This window comes from Sporomusa sp. GT1 (genome assembly GCF_014634905.1).
GTDB classification, from domain to species: Bacteria; Bacillota; Negativicutes; order Sporomusales; family Sporomusaceae; genus Sporomusa; species Sporomusa sphaeroides.
The window spans coordinates 1-527 of sequence record NZ_BMBX01000074.1; the positions used below are offsets into that span (position 1 = coordinate 1).

Annotated in this window: 1 tRNA gene and 1 other RNA gene; both read left to right on the forward strand. The window is 47.4% G+C overall.

From position 1 onward, the window contains the following. Positions 1-95: 95 nt before the first annotated feature. Positions 96-425, forward strand: an RNA gene (gene rnpB / locus GT1_RS21870) — RNase P RNA component class B. Between the two features lie 25 nt (positions 426-450). Next, positions 451-527 (forward strand) — tRNA-Arg (locus tag GT1_RS21875).

Sequence of the window (527 nt, forward strand, 5' to 3'; positions counted from 1 at the left end):
CCCTGTGGTGTAGCGGTCTAACATGCCGCCCTGTCACGGCGGAGATCGACGGTTCAAATCCGTTCAGGGTCGCCATTACAATTCCAGTCTTTTTTAAAAACGGGAAATTGCGGTACTGCATTATTGCAGTATTGAGGAAAGTCCAGGCTGCCACGACCTGAGATGGTCGTAATGTTCGTGCTCATCGCAAGGTGAGGCAGAGCAAATGCTCTGACGACGGCAAAATCGACTCTCGTAGCCGAAAGTAGCCATAAAGTGCACAGAGAATGAGTAGGCTGGCGACAGCCTAGTGAAAAGTGGTAAACTCCACGAGGCAGAAACCCGAATTTTGGTAGGGGAGCTTCCTAGAGGGAATTAAACCAAAGGGAAGAACGCATTATTGCGTTAGATAAATAATTTCCTAAAACAGAAACTGGCTTATGGTTTTTATTGAAGACTGTAATATAAAAAGACTCCGTAGCTCAGCTGGATAGAGCGTTTGACTACGAATCAAAAGGTCGCAGGTTCGAATCCTGCCGGGGTCGCCA